Here is a 19,289-nt window from a genome sequence, read left to right as displayed (position 1 = left end):
AATTTACCTCGAGTAGGTTCCAAATATCTCCGATTGATCTAAAATGTGCCCTCTCATTGCTTCAAGAAGAATATTTTTTGTTGAGCCTTTCTCGATTTCAAGACGTGAATCTAGGGCGTATACTTTAAAAAAATATCTATGAGTAGGGCCTTTTGGTGGGCATGGTCCTAGGTATGCAATTTTTCCCGAGCTATTCACTCCCATAGTTCCTTCTTTGCCAAATCCTTCATTTAATTCAGTTGTATTTGGTGCAATATTCCAAATTAAAAAATGACTCCATGTTCCACTTGGTGCGTCAGGATCCTCGACAATTATCGTAAGGGACTTAGTTTTGGAAGGGACGTTTTTTATCGATAATGGTGGTGGGGTATTGGCTCCATCACAGCTATACTTAAAAGGTATCTTTTCTCCATTGCTAAATGCCGAGCTTGATATGCTTATTCCCATTGGTAGATTTACTTGTGTTTCTGTTGTAGCCTTATTAGGTGATGAGGTAGTTTCATTTTTCATAATTGTTTTATTGAATATAAATGGTGTGGCAATTACTAATAAAAAAATAATTATGATAATTATAATATTTTTTTCTTTCATGCATTAATTATCTCACTTGTTTTTGAAAAAACAAGATATAAATAATTGGTCTTGAGTTTTAGGAAAAACGTGGTAATATATTGAATTAGACCTCTGGCTCATTGAGACGAGACACTGTTTGCCTGTCAGGCATCAATTCAACAAGTAGAAACAAGATATCATGGCTTTTGGAACACAATGCACGGAATGTGGTTATTTGGAATCTGATCATTATACGAGGAAGTTTGTTTTTGGACCTCCTACTGGACACGGTGTCCGTGGTTATCAAAAAACTCTGGACAATTGCTCTGGCTTCAAGTCTGACAATGTGGGTGTGGAATTTTCATTTGTCTGCCGTCCTACTTGCCTCAATGGCATTAATGGCGAAGCTGACTTTGATGGTCTCTCCAAGATCCCTTACCTTAGTGGTCTTCCTTATATCGTTGTCTTGATCAGCAGAATGAAGGAGTATCATCGTAATCTGAAAGTGGCCTCGGCTACTTCTGAACGGCGAGTGGTTGGTAGTGAGATAGCGAAAGTGGGGACACTGATCATGTTCTAGGAACGAATATGATTATGATTCGAAACACGGCCCGCCTGCTTAAGCAGGCGGGCCAATTAATTTACCTTAATTTTATATCTTGTATTCTGTTATTTTACTATCACCTCCAGTTTTTCATGAAAAATCTCAGAAGATTCCTTTATATATCTCTCAATATTATTTTTGAAATATGGTGGATTGGCCTTTTGAATCTGACCAATAATATAATATGCAACAGCCATTAATGTTCCATAATTAAATTTTTCTGATAGGGGAATATTTATTCTATTTTTTCCAAATAAATTATTTTCATAACCGAGGCTTATAAATAGCTCTGTATCAGATTCAGTTACTGTCTTTGCGTGCTTTGTTTGTTCTGGGGTATAGACTCGACCTACAAGCATTGGTCCAAATAACTCGTCAAACTTTGTAATAAGCATTTCTCTTAAATTTTCAAACTCATTTGGGATGATTATAAAATATGCATTATACTTAGATAAGTCTGTGGGTATAATATTTTTTATACTTTCTATCGTTTCAATAATTTGTGATGGGTTTTCTTTTGTTTTAGATAAAATCATACCAAGATAGGTAGAGGTATTGTATGTGTAAGGTTCTGTATTTTTATTAAAGATATATGTGTGATCAACAATCCTTCCAGCCTGTGAGTTTTCTGTATTTGTGAAAAGAATTGATTCAATTTTTCTATTCTTAAGTTCTTCTGCAATTATCGGTGCGTGTTTTCCTCCTGATGCTGATAATATAACCGCCCCATCTATATTTTTTGTAGTGTCTAATTTTTTAATGAAATTACTCTCATCTGCAAAGACAGCATCGGTATCCTCAAAAATTATTTTTCCAGCTACTAGGGCATTACTACTTCCTAATACAATGGGTCTATTGAAGCTAATGTCTTCCAATTTTGGAATACCTTTCTTTTTGAATAAATCCAGAGCGTTTATAGCGCATTCATCTAAATCGATAAGTTTACTTGTGTCTATCATATGTTCTGATTATCTCATGCTTGATATGTTAGATGATATTGACAAAAGTTGTTACACAATTTCTTATGTGGTTTAAGGTTGGTGTGTCTGGTGTTAAATATGGTTTATATGTATACTGTTAGTATTACTTTTCTAAGAAGCTCTAGAAGCTCAAGTATATTTTTATTTCTCTAAATATACAATTTTGGACAAATTATTTTTAAATGAGCAAAGATGCCAATGCGGCAAGCTTCTACTTAAGGGGCTGTTTTTTGACGGTGCACTTGAGATAAAGTGTAAGAAATGTGGAACCATAAATAGAATAGGTAGCATAAAATTGGCTGATGATGATACTCATTATATGCTTATAAGAAATAGTAAGGGCGTTATTACAAACGTTAGTCAATCAGCTTGTCTTCTTTTAGGATACACACATGAAGAATTGATAGGGAAAAACTTTAGTGAAATAAATCCACTTCTATCTAAAAGACTTGATGAAAGTTTCTTCTTTACTGACTCATTATTGGGCGACGACAATTATATAAAATTTGATACTACTCATAGAACTAAGGATGGAAGGAATGTTCCAATAAATGTAGTAGCAAGATTATATCATCCAACTGAAAGTGATAAACAAATATTGTTGCTTGCTGAATTAATTGATGAGGAAAAGAATGAGAATGTTTCTAAAAAAAATGACTTGGAGTTTATGGCTAATGTCTGTGATCTATATTTTGATATTGATAAAAATGGAATGATAGAATATGTTAGTCAGTCCGCTGAAAAAATCACAGGATACTTACAAGATGAGTTTGTTGGAAAGAAGTTTTTTGATTTTACAACTGATGGAGATACAGAAGAGGCTATAAAAATCTTTAAAAATTTCTCATTACTTGGACAGCCTTATAGAATAAACAGTAGGGCTTTTTTGAACAAAAAAGGTCATACAATGAGTGGAGAAATGTATTTTGCCCCTAAGTATAATGATATGGGTAATTTTGTTGGTTATTGTGTGTTGTCTTGGTTAAAAAATAACAAGTAATTTTGACTACTTGTTATTTAAACTGGGAATCTATATCAAAAAATTATAGTATCTGATATACTATATTAAGCAGAAAACCCGAGGTTCTAGAAGCCCGTGATCTATTTATAGGTTCGGGTTTTTTGCTTTTTTAAATAAGGTTTATAGGGTATTTTTAAATAATTCAACAGAAGAAGTAGTTCGTCGAAATAAGGAATGAATTTTCGTTTTATGCTATGATTTGCCTAGAAAAGGTCATTGACTGGTGTTAAAAATCGTTCAAATTCAACAACAAACAAATAGAAGGCTATTAATCATGAATGCAAAAACTAATGATAGTTTAGTATCAGTGAGCGCCGATTCAGTTAAGCTACCGCCCATCATTCAAGGTGGAATGGGGGTTGGAGTTTCTGGTTGGAGACTTGCAAATGCTGCAGCTCGTGCGGGTGCAATTGGCACCGTATCACTTACTGCGGTCGCCAACCTGTTGGCATATGTATTACAAAAAGGTGATCCAACTGGCGATTATCGTAGGTCACTAAAAAGATTTCCATATCCAAAAATTGTGGAGATGGTTATGAATGCATATTTTGTCGATGGTGGTATTAAGGAAGGAAAGAAGCAAAAACCTGTCCCGATGTATACCTTCGAACCCTCAAATTTATTGATGGGTTTAACAATTTGTGCGAGCTTTGTATTTGTAGATTTGTCGAAGGAAGGTCATTCAAAACCTATCTTTATCAATCTACTTCATGAAGTTCCGATGCCGAATCTTTACAGTGTACTGGGTGCGATGCTTGCTAACGTTGATGGTGTTGTAATGGGTGCTGGTATTCCAAAAGAAATGCCAAAGCTCATTGATGACATTATGAATGGCGAAAGGATCACTTATCCAATTTACGTCGTTGGTCAGGACAAAGTTCCTGGTTCCGATAAAAACACTGTGGACTTGGTGTTTGATTGTGTTTCGTTTTTTGGAGAAAGACTGTACATCAAGAATCGTCCTTTGTTTTTACCTATTGTGGCATCCAATACGCTTCTTGAGCGTTTGCATAAAACATATCCAGGAAAAATCTATGGATTTATTATTGAGGCTCCAACTGCTGGCGGGCATAACGCTCCACCTCGCGGAAAGGACTTAATACTGAATGCTCGTGGGGAACCTGTGTATGGGGAACGTGACGTTGTGGATTTTGCTAGGGTAGCAAGTTTGGGTGTTCCATTTTATATTGCTGGTGGACTTGCTTCTCCTCAGGGTCTACGCTACGCACAAAGTGTTGGAGCAAATGGTATCCAAGTTGGATCGGCTTTTGCTTTTTGTGAGGAATCTGGCACTCGAGAGGATTTAAAAAGCCAGTCTAGAAAGCTGGGCTTCAATGGTAGTCTCGATACTTTTACTGATGGCGATGCATCACCTACAGGTTTTCCATTCAAGGTTTCTAGAGTCTCTGAAACGCTTTCTGAAGAAGTCGTATATAATGAGCGCAAGCGCGTTTGTAATATTGGGCTACTGAGGACGGCATATATCAAGGATGACGGAAGCATTGGATTTAGGTGTTCTGCTGAACCTATCGACAATTTTGTCAGTAAAGGCGGTTGCATAGAGTGCACAAAACGTACTGTGTGTCTCTGTAACGCTCTCATGTCTACAGCGGGAGCAAGAGATGGAGAGAAGCCCATTCTTACCGCCGGTGACTCCTTAGGGTTCTTCAAAGTATTTATGGCGCATGAAGATGCTACATACTATGCGGAGGATGTCGTGAGGTACATTGAAGGTGTGTGATTTGTTGGTAGTTTTGATATGGGGCCGCATGCGAGTTTACTCGCATGCGGCCTTTTTTTTAGGTTAGGCACGGTAGTGACTTATGACAATACAAATACTAGTGCTACCTGACCCCGATATAAAATCAATATGATATAATTACAATCATGGAGAAACTGAAAGAAAATAAAAGAATTTTTTACATACCGGGTTGGATGGATATAGGGGAAATATATGGTTTTAAAAATAATCTTGATATTTGGGATAATGAAATTAATCTTGATGAAAGAATTGATGCAGATACTGTGATTGCTCACAGTCTTGGTTCAGTGGCGCTTTTGTATAATTGGAATATATATAGAAATTTTAGGATTATTCTAATCAATCCTGTATTTGTAAAAGATAATATATTTATTCGGTGGTCTAAATATATTATATTTGAAGGGGTAAGAAGTCCTGTTAAAAGAATTAAATTAATGTTATTTGCTGTACCTGCTTTTTATAAAGCAATGAAATTATTTAGTATTCCTGTTGTAGATATTATAAATATCGTACCACATGATAAAATAACAATAATTATGGGTGAAAAAGATAGATACTTGTGTGATAAAAGAATCGTAAATAGTTTAGAAAAAAAAGGTGTAGATGTTGTTAGGGTAAAAAATGCGGGACATAATTATAATTCAAATATTGAGGATGAGATAATGAAGATATTGTAAAATGGTAAATTTATGCCCGGCAGACCATGGGTCTGCCGGGCATTTTTGGGTTTGTAGATTTCCCGCACTAGGCGTTATATCTGAAAGTTGTTTGTGCCAGCGTCATCAACGTCAGCGTTAATACAAGCAAGTCCATGAAGATGAACTCGCCCGTCGGTAATCACTTTGAGGGGGCATTTCATGTGATTAGATTGCATACTTGCAAGCTTACACCAATTTGCCAAAAGGCAGTTATTGTAGAAATCACATCCTTTCTCAAATTCTTTGCGTTTTTTATCAAAAGCAACCGCTCCTCCATATTTTATGTAATGCTCAATCAGCCATTCTGGGTGTTTCTGTAGTTCCCATTCGTCACATCCATGCTCGACGCATGTCGCATGTCGATTAATGGGGCAGGTAAGTGCCTGAATAATCTGTTTGAGGTTATACAGCGTTGGGTCAAATTCTGCATAAATTTCCTTCATAAAGTGCTCCTTTGTTGGTTTTCTTAGCCTTGACTAGTATATAAAATTATGTCAGAAAAATCAATGTTTTGGCTTTTTACTCAAGAAATATTTTTCCATTCCATAATATGAAAGCGTTGCTAGCACGTACACGGTAGTCAATGATAGCCCCATAGATATGAACCAATTGATAATGGACATGTGCCATATATCGATTCCGAAGCAATACATAGAAAGCAGTACTATAACAAATGCAATCATGTGATATGAATATAATCCATAAGAAATCTTTCCAAGCGAGGTAAGTATTTTTGATCTCCCGATTTTAAAAATTGATCCACTTGATTCATTCTGCTCAAAAATTATAAGTGCATAGGTAGAGGCTAGGATTAGAGGAAATATCGAAACAAAAAGGCTGTAAAAAATAGAATGAGAAATTAATGCGTCAGTAGCATAATGTCTTCCTGCTATAATTAGTATTAAAAATGTATACAGTAAAGCAATGATTTTTTTTGGAGCAACTTTGATCTTAGAAAATAAACCATCCATTAAATTATTTTTAGTATAAAGTAAGTATGCTAAAACTGATCCAACTGCTAAATCGGACATAACAGAAAATGTCGAATATGATATCATGTCTGGAAAAAAAGCATAAAAATATCTATATAAACACGATATTAAAATAATAGTGCTTAGGAATTTCAATAGATGTTTCCTGGGAAGAAAAGCTATTACAAATGGCCAAACTAGATAGAATTGCTCTTCAACTGATACTGACCAAAGAACAGCTGTTGGCACATTAGTACTCAAAGCGCCATTGAAGTTAGCAAGAAAAAATATATAGTTAGGTAGTACTGAGAACAATGGGTTCATCAGAAAAACAAAACTTTCAGAGCCAATAATTAAGCGCGCTATTACTGGTAATATAAAAAAACCAACAATAAGAGTTGTGAAATACACCGGCCATATTCTAAGAATTCTTTTAAGATAGAAACTTTTCAAAGATACCTTACCATTATTATCTTTTTCTCTAATCAATAGGTAGGTAATCAAAAAACCAGAAAGTACAAAGAAAAATGATACGCCAACATCTCCATTTACTAGAATATACTTTTTAAATAGCTGATAAAAATAAGAATTATTGTCATACCCTAGAAATAACGATGCATGAGAAATAAAGACAGCAAAAAAAGCTATGAACCTAAGTCCATCAAGATTTTCAAAATATAAAGGTTTATGATGGTTGTCCGCCATCGCATCGTTTGTTACTACAGACACTTGAATATTTTTAATTACTCACTTAAAACACCATCAAATTCTGGTCCGTCTTTTTCCGCTTCCTCCTTGGTTAATCTTACGACACCATCTTTGTGATGAGCAGGAGAGTAGATTGTGTACATTTTTAAGTCTTCTGTATCTGAGGTATTAATAATATTGTGTTGAGTATTTGAAGGAACGATTATTACATCACCATCCGCTACTTCATATTCAGTCTCACCAACAATTACTTTTCCATGTCCCTTTTCAAAACGGAAAAATTGGTCATTTTCAGTATGAACTTCAAGGCCAATGTCTTCACTTGGTTTAAGTGACATAAGCACTAATTGCATATGAGCGCCTGTATAAAGCACTTTTCTAAAATTAATATTTTCTAATGTTTCTTTTTCTATGTTTTCTTTATATCCTTTTTTCATAACGATATTGTAGCATATTTGCTATTTGAGGTATAATATAAACATTAATATGCGTTACAAATTCTTCGCTAATTCTCAGAAGTCATGGCAAGCAATGTTTAATGCTATTTCTGTTGCTAAAAAATCTGTATATCTCGAGATGTATATTTTTCAGGATGGGATGGTGGAGTTTGATTTTTTGAAGTTAATAAAACAAAAAGCCTCAGAAGGTTTGAGAGTTAGAATAATTTTAGATTCATTTGGAAGTTCAAATTTGAGTAAAAAAGCAGTAATGGAAATTAGAGAATCAGGGGCAGAGATATTCTTTCTAAGTTATCTTTTCCACAGAACACATAGAAAAATTTTGATTGTCGATGAACAAGTAGCTTTTATTGGAGGTGTAAATTTTCAGCAAAGCTCATCGCTTTGGAACGATTTAGTTGTGCAATCAAAAGGAAAGTTGGTATCTGTTATAATTAGATCTTTTGCAAAGTCTTATGTAGAGTGCGGAGGTCTTGATCAATCCATTATTTCGCTTAGTAAAAGGAATAATGTTCATAGAAAAATTCCTAGAATCAGAAAGAAAATGCACGATTGGATTATAGAGCATTCGCCTGTGAAGAATAGATTTCGTCTAAAAAAGATTTACACAAATCATTTATCGAAAGCTAAAAAGGACATAGTTCTTTTAACCCCGTATCTTATACCAAAGCGATGGTTTATTGGCTTGCTCCACCAGGCACATCTTCGGGGTGTTAATGTTGAAATTTTAGTACCAAGAGACACTGATCATTATGTTATAGATAGAATTAATTACTATTATATGTGTAAGCTCTCTAAACTCGGAATAAAGTTTTATCTGGAGCCAAAAATGAATCATGCAAAAATTATGGTTATTGATTCTAAGGATGCAATTATTGGATCAAATAATTTGGATTTCTTATCATTTGAATTTAACTCCGAGATTGGCATTTTCTTTAAAGATCCTCATGCAATCTTGAAAATCACGAAAATAATTGATGTATGGAAAAAAGAATCAGTTTTTTTTGATCCAGGTTCATGTAAAATGAAGTGGTTTGATTATGTCTTGTTTCCTGTTATAAGTTTATTTTTGCGATTTCTCTAACGTCTGAATTAGGTTTAATAAAAAAAGATGGGGCTTGCGGCAGATGCCGCAAGCCCCATCAGGGGTTACAATCTTATTTGTTATAGGCCATGAACTGCTTCTTATCGGGCAGCTCAAGCCCTCTGGACATCCAGTATCCGGTGTACATGCGTTCTTTCAAACGCGGCCTCAACTCCGAGTCTTTCAGCTTTCCCAATGGGGCGGCTTTGACTATCATAACTGTTGACCAGTTGCTGATAATCTCTCGTGATGAATATACATCGATCACTGGGCGGGTAGCCCATTCCTTTCCTAGTCCATCTTGCTTCGCAAGTTGACGTGATGCTCTTCTGGCGGTTACTGCTCCTCCAATATCCACAGCGAGATAGAGGTTTGTGACCCCTTTCTTTGTAGTCATCAGAACGAGTGAGCCAAACGGTATGACCCTGGGGTCAGTTGCGATTGTCCCAATAACCTTGGAGTTTCCTTCACGGAGTTTAACGCCCGTTTTGGAATCTCCATTCAATGTACCTGGATCGCAGTGAGGTTCAGACTTGTGATACTTGGTCACGCAGACCTCCATGTAGCACAATTCCAACCTATTACAATCCCTATCTCTGTTGTGATTTTTGTTTTCTCCATCACCCTTGGCGTTGGTAGTGCCAAATGGGATTATAGTGATGAATGCTGCAAAAATAGCAACTTTCTTTATATGTATCATCAGTCTTTTTTATGGTTCACTTAGCACCGACAGTTGTGTACTCGGTCCTTATTACTTGTAATCTATTTTTGACGATGTGTCAAGTTTTTTACCAAAAATAAGGCTAATATGAGCCATTCTGTAATATATGATGTAGAATAGCGTCAAAATCAAGTAAGTTATGTAAACAAAAATACACATCTGGTTATTGATGTGTATTTTTGTTTTTTCCGACTTTGTGCTCGGGGCGGGACTCGAACCCACACAGGCTTACGCCTACGACATTTTAAGTGTCGCGTGTCTACCATTCCACCACCCGAGCTTTTTTATTTTTATTCAATCCTCTATGAGTAGGCTGCAAACTATGACAATTTGGGCAAAGTATCTGCAAATTAGATATTCTATTGTCCATATTATCACCATTTATATGGTCTAGTTCTAAAGGTAATCTTCCTTCGGCTGTTGTTTTGTTCCAACCACATATCTCACATTTCTTTTCCTTTAAGCCTTCTTTAAATAAACGCTTTTTAAGTTTGTGACTTTGAAATGTGCTGTTTACTACAAGAATATCTTTAGTTGGAATTAAAGGTGTCTTATCAGAAAATTTTTTACCCTTGCTCCACCCTCTACCTGTAAAATGTGCTATCGAAACATTGTATTCCAAAACATATTTCTTTATTTGAGTATAATTTCCTCCAGCCTCAACTAATGCAAGTTTTTTCAGAACCTGCCTATAGCTTGTAGATTCGGAAACTGACTTGATAAGTTGATCTTTTGACCATTTTCTTTTTCTCATTTAAAGATTTTGTACGGAAATATGTAAAACAAATTTTACATGAGGCGTAGGCCGGGATCGAACCGGCGCATAACGATTTTGCAAATCGCCGCGTTAACCACTTCGCCACTACGCCAAACCGTCACTGTCCTATATTTAGTCTTATTCAACCAAATCTAACCCTGACATTTTGCTATTTTAGCATCCTGTCAATATTCTGTCTATTCAATTCACCAAAGTCTATTTTGAAATCAAAGAAGGGTATAATACCTAGCTTTGACTTAGCTTTTACATAACTTCTGAACTCCTTACATTTTCTATTAGCAAATTCTTCAACAACTGGGCCTTTATCTTCTGGTAAAACACTAAGAAGGATTGTTGCTTTCTTAGCTCTATCGCCAAGAATGACATTAGTAACAGTAACAAGAGATGTTCTGTTTGCTTCACGTGACATAAACTCCATAGCCAATTCTTTAATGATATGAATAGCCCTTTCGTCTCTATGTGGTTTTATTATTGCTTTAGATTTCATGTTTTTTTGTTGGGGTCAGGCACCATGGTGCCTGACCCCAAAGTATTACTTTATGATTTTGTGGAATGTTTCCAATTTATCTCCAGCTGTTATTTCAACCTTTGACTCAACCATAGCTCCAAATTCTTTTCCTTCTTCAACTGAACCAATTTTAGCCTTAAGGTGTTGAAGTTCACGAACACGACCTCTACCAATTTCAATATCGCGTCTAAGAATTTTAACTTCATCGTTAAATGAAATCATTCCAGTTTCAACTCTTCCTCCAAGAACTTGTTTGTCCTTGCTTGCGCTAAATATTTTAAGAACCTTAATCATTCCTTTAGTTTCTTCAATTTGAGTTCTTGGTCTATGTTCTTCTGCAAATTCTTGTAACCATTCTGTCATCTTGTAAATGATATTGAATGTCATTATATGAATTCCATTTTTGTCCGCCATGGACTTTGATCCACTATCAATCTTTGTGTTGAATCCAAGAATAACTGTTCCAGCTTTTCCTGAAGCTAGTTTGACGTCTTTTTCTAGAATATCTCCAATACTCATCGCAATAATTCTAATTTCTACATTAGGAACTTTAATTTTATTTTCGATTTCATACTTCACAGCCTCCGCAGATCCTGAAGTGTCTGCTTTGATAATTACAGGAAGAACAACTGTATCAATAATCTCTTCACCATTTTCATGAGCAAGAGCATTAGCTTTGTTTGTAGCTGTAATTCTGTCTATAACACGAACCTTTTGAATAGCTTCAGATCTTTCTCTTGCTTTTATTAATTCTTCTGCAACATAAGCCTCAGCTGTTTTTTTGCTTCCAAATGTAAAGCATACTCCACCAACCTCAGGCTCTGCTGTCCAACCAACAACTCTAACTGGAGTAGAAGGTCCAGCTTCTTTTAATGGCTTTCCTAGAAAGTTTTCCATAATTCTAACAGGAGACAATGCTGTTCCTGAAACAATAAATGATCCAGTGTAAAGTGTTCCATTCTTAACAATTAGTGTTGCAGAAACTCCTCTAACTTTATCTCTATTTGCTTCAATAACAACACACTCTGCTTCAGCAAATGGATCTCCATTAATCTCATCAACTTCTGCAGTTAGTAAAATTAAATCTAATAGTTCATCAACACCAGCTCCTGTCTTACCAGAGAATGCTATCCATGGAATACTGCCTCCATAACCTTCAACATAGATTTCATTCTCTGCCAGGGAAAGCTTAACTCTATCAATGTCAGCGTTTGGCTTATCGATTTTACTGATTCCAACAATGAAAGGAAGTCCTGCATCTTTGATTGCTTTAAGAGCATCTAGTGTTTGAGGTTTAACTCCGTCTTCAGCTGATACAACAAGAATTGCAATGTCTGCTGCTGTTGCACCACGCGCTCTGATCGCGCTAAATGATTCATGACCTGGAGTATCAATAAATACTATTGTCTTTTTTTGTTCCTTACCATTAGCATCAACGGCAGTATGGTCAACTTCATAAGCTGACATTCTTTGTGTAATTCCTCCCACCTCTTTATCAACCACATTAGTTTTTCTGATGTAGTCAAGAAGTGTTGATTTACCGTGGTCAATGTGGCCCATTACGACAACTACCGGCGGTCTAGAGTCTGATGTTTGAATTTCCATTTAAACCCTAATATATAATATTTTTAGGGATTTGGCAAACTACTTCCAGATAAGATTAAACCTTTGGAGACACTAATCTGTCATGCGCCATTGCAATTGATTTTGCTTCTTCTTCGGTTAGTTCGAATGTTGACTTGAATTTTTCAATTGGCTTTGCAAAAACGCTCATTCTGTCACTTGAATATAGACTTGAAAAAACTACTCCATCTCCTTGTTCATTTATGAAAGCCGTTGAAAAGCTTTGATTTCCACCAGATCCAGTTCCTTTAAATGGATTGAATCTTAGTGTATCCACTCCTTGTATTCCATTTCTTAGGCGTTTTTCAACTAGTGTTAGGTACTCCTGAGATTCCTTTTTGAAGACCTCTAGGTCATCAATATGCTTAATCATTGAAGTGATACTTTCTTCAATTGATTTTGCTCCGCTTTTAAGAAGGTTTTTTAACCTCATTTGTATTCCGATAACCATTATTAGAAGAATCAGGACGACTACAGAAAGTGCAATTAGTCCGATTGACAATATATCAGCGCTTAAATAAAACATAACACAAAGTATACAGAATCAGTCTTTTTTTGTATAGTGTAGTTATTAACCTTTTGTTAAAAATATGTCCAAAAGAATTTATCTAGATTATGCGTCAGTTACACCTATCGATAAGAAAATATCGAAGGAAATTTTACGTGTGTCACAAAAATATGTTGCAAATCCATCTTCATTATATAAAGAGGGGGTTGAGGTTTTAAATTTTTTAGAATCATGTAGAAATCGAGTTGCAAAAGCACTTGAGGTACATGCTGATGAAATTATTTTTACATCAGGTGGAACGGAATCAAATGCTTTAGCTATTAAAGGTGTAATTAAAGGATATATAGCGGAACAGACAAAAGCTGATGGACTGGATAGTGAAATTAATAATGATATTAATGGGGATATTATAATTCCACATATAATTAGTTCAACAATTGAGCATCCTTCAATTAGAGAACTTTTGAATAATTTAGAAAAAAAAGGAGAAATTGAATTAACCCTAATCTCGCCAAACGAAGAAGGAATTATTGAAGCATCAGAAATTTCTGAAGCATTAAAACCAAAGACTATACTGGTGAGTGTTATGTATGCTAATAATGAAATTGGAACAATTATGCCACTAGCCCAGATTGGAAAAAAGTTGAGAGAATATAAGCGAGGCCTTGGTAGAACAGAATTTGATATGCCGTTTTTGCACAGTGATGCATCGCAAGCAGTTCAATATTTATCAATGAGAGTTCCATCTCTTCATGTTGATTTAATGACAATGGACGGTGGAAAAATTTATGGACCACGTGGAGTAGGGGCTTTGTTTGTAAAAAGAATTGTTCCTTTTAAGTCAATTACAGATGGTGGTAGTCAAGAAAATGGAAGACGAGCCGGAACAGAAAATGTGCCGGGAATTGCAGGCTTTGCATTAGCTCTTGAAACAGCAGAAAAAGAAAAGACAAAAGAATTTACGAGGGTTGAGGTTCTTCGTAATATGCTTTTGGAATATTTGAAGTCATCAAAAATTGGCGATTCTAAAATGGGGGAGTTTTTTACAATAAATGGCACAATAGAAGAAGGACAAAGATTACCTAATAATTTAAATATTTGTATCAAAGAAATTGACGCAGAGTTTCTTGTCGTAACATTGGATGCAATGGGCTTGTGCGTTTCTTCTGTAACAAGTTGTAGAACACTTTCTGAAGATTCATATTCATATGTTGTTCAAGAAGTATCAGGGGACGGTTGTTCTAAATCATCTCTAAGAATAAGTCTAGGAAAATACACAACAAAGTCCGATGTAATTAAGGCGGGGAAGATGGTGGTGGAGGCGGTCACTAGAGTTTAAACTGATGCTCTAAATAAATCTTAAAAAAGAGATGCAATTCTGTTTATATTTTGTAAATAATATATAAATTATGATATAATTTTTATATATGAAAAAAAATGCAACAATATTATTACTCGCTTTGTTTTTGTCTATCAGCTTTTGTAATGTTGTAAAAGCAGATAGTGTGAGTCAAACCATAAATATTCCTAGTATTTATAACAATGGTCTAGTGTCAGCCCCCGGTTACTCAGTTCTGGTTGGTTCTAATCTGTACATTGCAAACTCAGGTAGTCCATCTGTCGCAGTCTCAATAATGGACACAACTACTGACCTAATTTCTTCCACAAGATTATCCTTTAATTATGGGGATGATACTCCGATGTATATGACGCTAGTTGGAACTAAATTGTATGTTTCCACATATGGAGGACTTGGTACTGATAATGTTTATGTGATGGATACCGTAACTGGCTCTACTACACCTACAGCGACAATAATAGTTGGTGATGGCGCTTTCTTTTCGATCCTTGTTGGTACAAAGCTCTATTCTGTAAATAAAAACTCAAATGATGTGTCTGTTATAAATACTATAACGAATACCGTAAGTTCTGCTATTAACGTTGGCACCACCCCGATATCCGCAACACTTGTGGGTACAAAGCTTTATGTGACAAACTCAGGCTCAAGTAATATTTCTGTTATTGATACAACAACGGATACTGTTACAAAAACAATAACAGTTGGCACGGCACCTCAAATGTCAGTTGTTGTTGGAACCAATCTCTATGTGGTAAATAAAACAACAAATAATATTAAAATAATAGATACAATAACAGATACAGCTTCATCAACGACTATAACTGTAGGAACTTCTCCAAGATCAATAACTGTGATTGGTACAAAACTGTATGTAAGTAATAATACGACAAACAATGTTTCTGTTGTTGATACTACAACAAACACAGTTACAGGTATTATTATTGTTAATGCTGGTCCAGTAAATTCAACAGCTGTTGGTACAAAATTATATGTTAACAACTTTGGTTCTAGTACTGTGTCAGTAATAGATGCAAATACAAATAGTGTTTTGTCTACTATTGCTGTTGCGTCGACACCAAAGTACTCAGTACTTGTTGGGACAAAGCTGTATGTGCACAACTCTGGAAAAAATATATCAGTTATAAATACGCTAACGGATACGGTTTTGTTAACCACTCCACAGAATATCAATTATTTGTCAACACCTTACAAAACAGTTCTTGTCGGCACAAAACTGTATATAGCAAACCAAGGATCAAGTAATGTCTCTGTAGTTGATGCTGTAACAAAAGCAGTATTAAACTACGTTGTAGTAGGTTATGGTCCCCAAGAGATTATTAATGTAGGTACTAAAATATATACTTTTAATGCAGGGTCTTCTGATGTATCTGTTGTAGACACATTGACTGATACTAATATTAAAACTATTTCATTTTCATCAACATGTGTTTCGCCTGTCTTAATAGGTTCAAATATTTATCTTGGAAGTGGTAATAATATTAGGATAATCAACACAATAACAGACACAGCTTCATCAACAACTGTAGCAGTAGGAACGTCCCCCGGTTTTCTCAATCTTGTCGGTACAAAATTATATATAACAAACTCAGTCTCAAATAATGTCTCTGTTGTAGACACGACAACAAACACGGTGGTGGCAACAATCGCTGTCAATAGTAACCCCAGACACTCTACTTTTAACGGTACAAACCTTTACGTTGTAAACTATTCATCAAGTACTGTATCCGTTATAAATACAAGTACAAATACTGTTTCATCAACTATAAATGTTAACAAAAGTCCACTATACTCTATCTCTGTCGGTACAAAACTATATGTACTAAATTCCGCATCAAGTACAGTTTCTGTTATTGACTCAACGACAGATGCTGTGATAAAAACTATTGCTGTTGGTTCAACCCCTAACTCCGCAGCTCTTCTTGGTACAAAGCTATATATAAATAATCAAGCATCAAATAATGTATCAATAATTGATACCGTGACTGACTCAGTAACACAGACCTTATCCGTTGGGACAAAGCCAATTTACTCAAGTATTGTAAATGGTCAGGTGTATGTATCCAATTATTCTTCCGCCTCCATCTCCATTATCTCTGCCGACAACACAAAACCATCAATATTAAATACAAGTGTATTAACTGGTACAGATAATGCTGTTGTTAACATAACAACCGACAAAAATGTAACAAATACAGTTGATTACGGAACATCAAGCTCATATGGACAAACAGTTGTGTCTTCACTTGGCGTAACTAGTGCATTGTCATTAATTGGATTACAAAGTGGAACAGTATACCACTTCCGTATTACAGCAAGAGATGAATCAGCGAATATTTCAACCTCAACTGATTTAACTTTTACAACAAATGTTCCATCTGCTCTTGCTTCTGTGTATTCAGGTGGTGCTAGCGGTGGGTATGCGCCACAATCTCTACAATTAACACCTATCACTGTTAATATACCTTCTACTGCAACAACACCATCCATTTCATCAACAGGTCCTGTATCTTTCACCAAAAACCTATCTGTATATTCAACAGGTTCTGATGTTAAAAAATTACAGGCATATCTTAATGCAAAGGGATTCACTATTGCAAAGACTGGTGTTGGATCCAAGGGAAAGGAGACTACATACTTTGGACCTGCTACCAAGGCTGCGCTTATAAAGTTCCAGAAGGCAAACAAGATTCCTGCTACGGGGTATTTTGGACCACTGACAAGGGGGATTATTAGTAATTTGAAATAGAGTTTATCAATATAATTTTATGATGTCATATAAAATCAGATACCCTATACTTGTTCTTATTCTTTTGGTAGCAATTATTTTTCCATTAAATACCAAAGCAACATCCACGGTATTTTACGCTAATGGAGTTGCTTCTAGTACAGATATGTATAAGCACATATCTAGTGAGGTTGATAATAGATTGATCGGATTAAGTTCAACAACTGCATCAAGTATTTTTACAACACAAAATTTTGCAAGTAGTACATTTGTTAGAAATACAAATATTTGGACATCCAAGGGAACTACATCTATTGACTTAACCGGTATATCACCTTGGAATTCAGATGGTGCACAGACTAAAGCCGGTACATTGATATCTCCTAGACATATAATTTTTGCAAACCATTATACTATCGCAAATGGTTCAACTATTAAATTTGTTGATAATAATAATAATGTCATAACCAGAACTATGGTTAATAGTTTAAGAGTTGGTACTACAGATATTAGAATTGGTATTTTAGATTCTGATGTTCCAGCAAGTATTACATACTACCCATTAATTGCTGATCCAACTGTATTTGCTCAATACTTACCGATATTTAAGGATCTTCCTCTGTTTGCAACTGATCAGAATGAAAAAGCTTTGATTTTTAATGCGGATAGTATAACCATCGGTAACAAAAGCGTAAATTACAATGGAGTGGCCTCAGCCGATCCCCTTAGAAATAGTTTTTCTAAGACAGATTTGGTAGGAGGAGACTCTGGAGATCCTTTATTTGTTATTATTGACGGGAAACCAGTGTTGCTAACAACTTTCTTTGGAAACACAACTAGTGATTTTACGTCAGCATATATTTCTGATATAAATCAAACGATGGCCACACTTGGTGGTACTTATGAAGTTTCTACTTACAATTTCGATAAATTTAAAGTAGTACCAAATATTAGCTCATTAGCAACAAATCAAAATGCTATTAGTATATTAGATAATGTAAAGAATGGGGATGTGGTAGGTCAAACTGTTTTGGATCAAACAAGCTTTAATCAATTTCTTCCAATTAAACCGAAGTTTATAATAGTAAATGGTAATTTAGGTTTAGCTGTATCAGCAACAGGTACTATATCTATCAATGACAATAGATATATATCAAGTGGTTACTTAAATGTTCAGGTTTCACCTGATTGGGTTATTTCAAATGGGTATAGGCCAAATGAATCGGTTTATTTGACTATTCCAATAAATGTCCTGTCCTCAATTTCAAATATCTCAAACCTTGTGACAACAACTACTGATCTTACGGCAAATGTCTCGTTTAATACTAACTTTAATGCGACTTCAACACTGGATTATGGATTGACAGATAGCTATGGCTCAAGTACATCTTTAATCGCTACAACTACAACTCATTCATATTCGCTTACAAATCTTGTTCCTGACACGCTATATCATTTCAAAATTACAACGTTAAATATAAATGGAGTAATTGCAACAACAACAGATTCAACATTTAGAACAATCCCTACCCCGGTAGTTGTTGCACCTGTTGTATATAGTGGTGGTGGCGGAGGTGGTGGTGGGGGAGGATATTCATATATAGCTCCAATAGTTGTTGCTACAACTCCCGTCTCAACCATCTCAGCTATACAACCAATCCCAACCTCCTTATACAAAATCGGTGACAGAAACAAGAATGTAACAAACCTACAACTACTACTTGTCAAAGCAAAGCTTATGGATTCAAGCAAGGTCACAGGATACTTTGGACAAATTACAAAATCTGCACTTGATCTCTATAACAGCAAGATATCGAAAGATATATCAATATTAAATGCTTCATCCTCTGTTGTATCAAACATAGTTGCTACCACATCAAATGTTGTTAATACTACAACTACAACATTTGAATTCACAAAAGACCTATCACTTAACATGGTTAATGAAGATGTTAGGAATCTACAGATATACTTGAACAACAATGGATTCCCAATTGCATCATCAGGTGTTGGCTCACCCGGTCATGAATCAAATAGATTCGGCCCTGCTACCAAGGCTGCTCTTATCAAGTTCCAGAAGGCAAACAAGATTCCTTCTACGGGGTATTTTGGGCCACTGACGAGGGGAATTATTAGTAATTTGAAATAGTCCAACTCACTGTAATTTGGTGTGAGATGGTTTTTCAACTTGTCGAATATGTGCTATA

The 19,289-nt window shown here is 35.4% G+C and carries 18 protein-coding genes and 2 tRNA genes; 8 read left to right on the top strand and 12 right to left on the bottom strand.

The genetic code is table 11. The features are described from left to right. Positions 1-3: 3 nt before the first annotated feature. Positions 4-510, bottom strand: coding sequence for a YbhB/YbcL family Raf kinase inhibitor-like protein (locus tag WCQ00_02710; protein MEI6042452.1), 507 nt, complete (start codon positions 508-510; stop codon positions 4-6). A gap of 241 nt (positions 511-751) precedes the next feature. Between WCQ00_02710 and WCQ00_02705 the strand changes: the two genes are divergently transcribed. Next, on the top strand, positions 752-1,132 hold the full coding sequence (locus WCQ00_02705; protein MEI6042451.1) for a hypothetical protein: 381 nt from the start codon (positions 752-754) through the stop codon (positions 1,130-1,132). Between the two features lie 89 nt (positions 1,133-1,221). Here the strand turns inward: WCQ00_02705 and WCQ00_02700 are convergent, their stop codons facing one another. Next, the gene (locus WCQ00_02700) at positions 1,222-2,115 is read right to left on the bottom strand and encodes a hypothetical protein (GenBank protein ID MEI6042450.1); all 894 of its coding nucleotides are present in this window, start codon (positions 2,113-2,115) and stop codon (positions 1,222-1,224) included. A gap of 184 nt (positions 2,116-2,299) precedes the next feature. On the opposite strand from WCQ00_02700, the gene WCQ00_02695 reads away from it, so the two are divergent. From WCQ00_02695 to WCQ00_02685, 3 genes are all read left to right on the top strand, one after another. Then, a complete protein-coding gene (locus WCQ00_02695; protein MEI6042449.1) occupies positions 2,300-3,136 on the top strand; it encodes a PAS domain S-box protein in 837 nt (278 codons plus the stop codon). A gap of 295 nt (positions 3,137-3,431) precedes the next feature. After that, complete coding sequence (locus WCQ00_02690; GenBank protein MEI6042448.1) at positions 3,432-4,898, top strand: nitronate monooxygenase; 1,467 nt, start codon at positions 3,432-3,434, stop codon at positions 4,896-4,898. A gap of 146 nt (positions 4,899-5,044) precedes the next feature. After that, positions 5,045-5,596: a hypothetical protein gene (locus WCQ00_02685; protein MEI6042447.1), complete on the top strand. Its 552-nt coding sequence runs from the start codon at positions 5,045-5,047 to the stop codon at positions 5,594-5,596. A gap of 74 nt (positions 5,597-5,670) precedes the next feature. On the opposite strand, the gene WCQ00_02680 is transcribed toward WCQ00_02685, so the two are convergent. From WCQ00_02680 to WCQ00_02670, 3 genes are read right to left on the bottom strand one after another with little or no spacing between them, the layout of a single operon-like run. Beyond that, the gene (locus WCQ00_02680) at positions 5,671-6,060 is read right to left on the bottom strand and encodes a hypothetical protein (GenBank protein MEI6042446.1); all 390 of its coding nucleotides are present in this window, start codon (positions 6,058-6,060) and stop codon (positions 5,671-5,673) included. Positions 6,061-6,120: 60 nt separating this feature from the next. Continuing rightward, complete coding sequence (locus WCQ00_02675; GenBank protein MEI6042445.1) at positions 6,121-7,317, bottom strand: acyltransferase; 1,197 nt, start codon at positions 7,315-7,317, stop codon at positions 6,121-6,123. A gap of 14 nt (positions 7,318-7,331) precedes the next feature. Beyond that, positions 7,332-7,733 carry a cupin domain-containing protein gene (locus WCQ00_02670; protein MEI6042444.1) on the bottom strand — a complete coding sequence of 134 codons (402 nt, stop codon included), beginning with the start codon at positions 7,731-7,733 and terminating at the stop codon, positions 7,332-7,334. 49 nt (positions 7,734-7,782) lie between these two features. Here WCQ00_02670 and WCQ00_02665 point away from each other — a divergent pair, with 49 nt between their 5' ends. Next, positions 7,783-8,838, top strand: coding sequence for a phosphatidylserine/phosphatidylglycerophosphate/cardiolipin synthase family protein (locus WCQ00_02665; protein ID MEI6042443.1), 1,056 nt, complete (start codon positions 7,783-7,785; stop codon positions 8,836-8,838). Between the two features lie 73 nt (positions 8,839-8,911). Here WCQ00_02665 and WCQ00_02660 read toward each other — a convergent pair whose 3' ends face one another. The 7 genes from WCQ00_02660 to WCQ00_02630 all read right to left on the bottom strand — a co-directional run bounded on the left by WCQ00_02660 (position 8,912) and on the right by WCQ00_02630 (position 12,994). Next, positions 8,912-9,538, bottom strand: a complete 627-nt coding sequence (locus WCQ00_02660) for a 3D domain-containing protein (GenBank protein ID MEI6042442.1) — start codon at positions 9,536-9,538, stop codon at positions 8,912-8,914. A gap of 218 nt (positions 9,539-9,756) precedes the next feature. Then, positions 9,757-9,839: transfer RNA gene (locus tag WCQ00_02655), tRNA-Leu, on the bottom strand. Further along, the gene (locus WCQ00_02650) at positions 9,819-10,313 is read right to left on the bottom strand and encodes an HNH endonuclease (protein ID MEI6042441.1); all 495 of its coding nucleotides are present in this window, start codon (positions 10,311-10,313) and stop codon (positions 9,819-9,821) included. The genes WCQ00_02655 and WCQ00_02650 overlap by 21 nt, the downstream gene beginning before the upstream one ends. Before the next feature lie 42 nt (positions 10,314-10,355). Continuing rightward, positions 10,356-10,428 (bottom strand) — tRNA-Cys (locus WCQ00_02645). Between the two features lie 57 nt (positions 10,429-10,485). Then, positions 10,486-10,824 (bottom strand): hypothetical protein, encoded by a 339-nt coding sequence (locus WCQ00_02640; protein MEI6042440.1) that lies wholly within the window; start codon positions 10,822-10,824, stop codon positions 10,486-10,488. Positions 10,825-10,869: 45 nt separating this feature from the next. Next, positions 10,870-12,450: a translation initiation factor IF-2 gene (gene infB, locus WCQ00_02635; GenBank protein ID MEI6042439.1), complete on the bottom strand. Its 1,581-nt coding sequence runs from the start codon at positions 12,448-12,450 to the stop codon at positions 10,870-10,872. Positions 12,451-12,505: 55 nt separating this feature from the next. Beyond that, positions 12,506-12,994, bottom strand: a complete 489-nt coding sequence (locus WCQ00_02630; GenBank protein MEI6042438.1) for a DUF4446 family protein — start codon at positions 12,992-12,994, stop codon at positions 12,506-12,508. A gap of 64 nt (positions 12,995-13,058) precedes the next feature. On the opposite strand from WCQ00_02630, the gene WCQ00_02625 reads away from it, so the two are divergent. The 3 genes from WCQ00_02625 to WCQ00_02615 all read left to right on the top strand — a co-directional run bounded on the left by WCQ00_02625 (position 13,059) and on the right by WCQ00_02615 (position 19,231). After that, positions 13,059-14,315 (top strand): cysteine desulfurase family protein, encoded by a 1,257-nt coding sequence (locus WCQ00_02625; GenBank protein MEI6042437.1) that lies wholly within the window; start codon positions 13,059-13,061, stop codon positions 14,313-14,315. An 88-nt stretch (positions 14,316-14,403) separates the two neighbouring features. After that, a complete protein-coding gene (locus WCQ00_02620) occupies positions 14,404-17,103 on the top strand; it encodes a peptidoglycan-binding protein (protein ID MEI6042436.1) in 2,700 nt (899 codons plus the stop codon). A gap of 22 nt (positions 17,104-17,125) precedes the next feature. Then, on the top strand, positions 17,126-19,231 hold the full coding sequence (locus WCQ00_02615) for a peptidoglycan-binding protein (protein MEI6042435.1): 2,106 nt from the start codon (positions 17,126-17,128) through the stop codon (positions 19,229-19,231). Positions 19,232-19,289: the final 58 nt, after the last annotated feature.

It is taken from the genome of bacterium (assembly GCA_037127815.1).
Classification (GTDB): Bacteria; Patescibacteriota; Minisyncoccia; order Phycocordibacterales; family CAIZLB01; genus CAIJKW01.
Note: the sequence above shows the minus strand (reverse complement) of the source record. Positions and strands in the feature narration are given on the sequence as shown.

Coding starts and splice junctions, on each gene's coding strand:
- WCQ00_02710 (MEI6042452.1), bottom strand. CDS start 510: ATGAAAAATGAAACTACCTCATCACCTAATAAGGCTACAACAGAAACA.
- WCQ00_02705 (MEI6042451.1), top strand. CDS start 752: ATGGCTTTTGGAACACAATGCACGGAATGTGGTTATTTGGAATCTGAT.
- WCQ00_02700 (MEI6042450.1), bottom strand. CDS start 2,115: ATGATAGACACAAGTAAACTTATCGATTTAGATGAATGCGCTATAAAC.
- WCQ00_02690 (MEI6042448.1), top strand. CDS start 3,432: ATGAATGCAAAAACTAATGATAGTTTAGTATCAGTGAGCGCCGATTCA.
- WCQ00_02685 (MEI6042447.1), top strand. CDS start 5,045: ATGGAGAAACTGAAAGAAAATAAAAGAATTTTTTACATACCGGGTTGG.
- WCQ00_02680 (MEI6042446.1), bottom strand. CDS start 6,060: ATGAAGGAAATTTATGCAGAATTTGACCCAACGCTGTATAACCTCAAA.
- WCQ00_02670 (MEI6042444.1), bottom strand. CDS start 7,733: ATGAAAAAAGGATATAAAGAAAACATAGAAAAAGAAACATTAGAAAAT.
- WCQ00_02665 (MEI6042443.1), top strand. CDS start 7,783: ATGCGTTACAAATTCTTCGCTAATTCTCAGAAGTCATGGCAAGCAATG.
- WCQ00_02660 (MEI6042442.1), bottom strand. CDS start 9,538: ATGATACATATAAAGAAAGTTGCTATTTTTGCAGCATTCATCACTATA.
- WCQ00_02650 (MEI6042441.1), bottom strand. CDS start 10,313: ATGAGAAAAAGAAAATGGTCAAAAGATCAACTTATCAAGTCAGTTTCC.
- WCQ00_02640 (MEI6042440.1), bottom strand. CDS start 10,824: ATGAAATCTAAAGCAATAATAAAACCACATAGAGACGAAAGGGCTATT.
- infB (MEI6042439.1), bottom strand. CDS start 12,450: ATGGAAATTCAAACATCAGACTCTAGACCGCCGGTAGTTGTCGTAATG.
- WCQ00_02630 (MEI6042438.1), bottom strand. CDS start 12,994: ATGTTTTATTTAAGCGCTGATATATTGTCAATCGGACTAATTGCACTT.
- WCQ00_02625 (MEI6042437.1), top strand. CDS start 13,059: ATGTCCAAAAGAATTTATCTAGATTATGCGTCAGTTACACCTATCGAT.
- WCQ00_02620 (MEI6042436.1), top strand. CDS start 14,404: ATGAAAAAAAATGCAACAATATTATTACTCGCTTTGTTTTTGTCTATC.
- WCQ00_02615 (MEI6042435.1), top strand. CDS start 17,126: ATGTCATATAAAATCAGATACCCTATACTTGTTCTTATTCTTTTGGTA.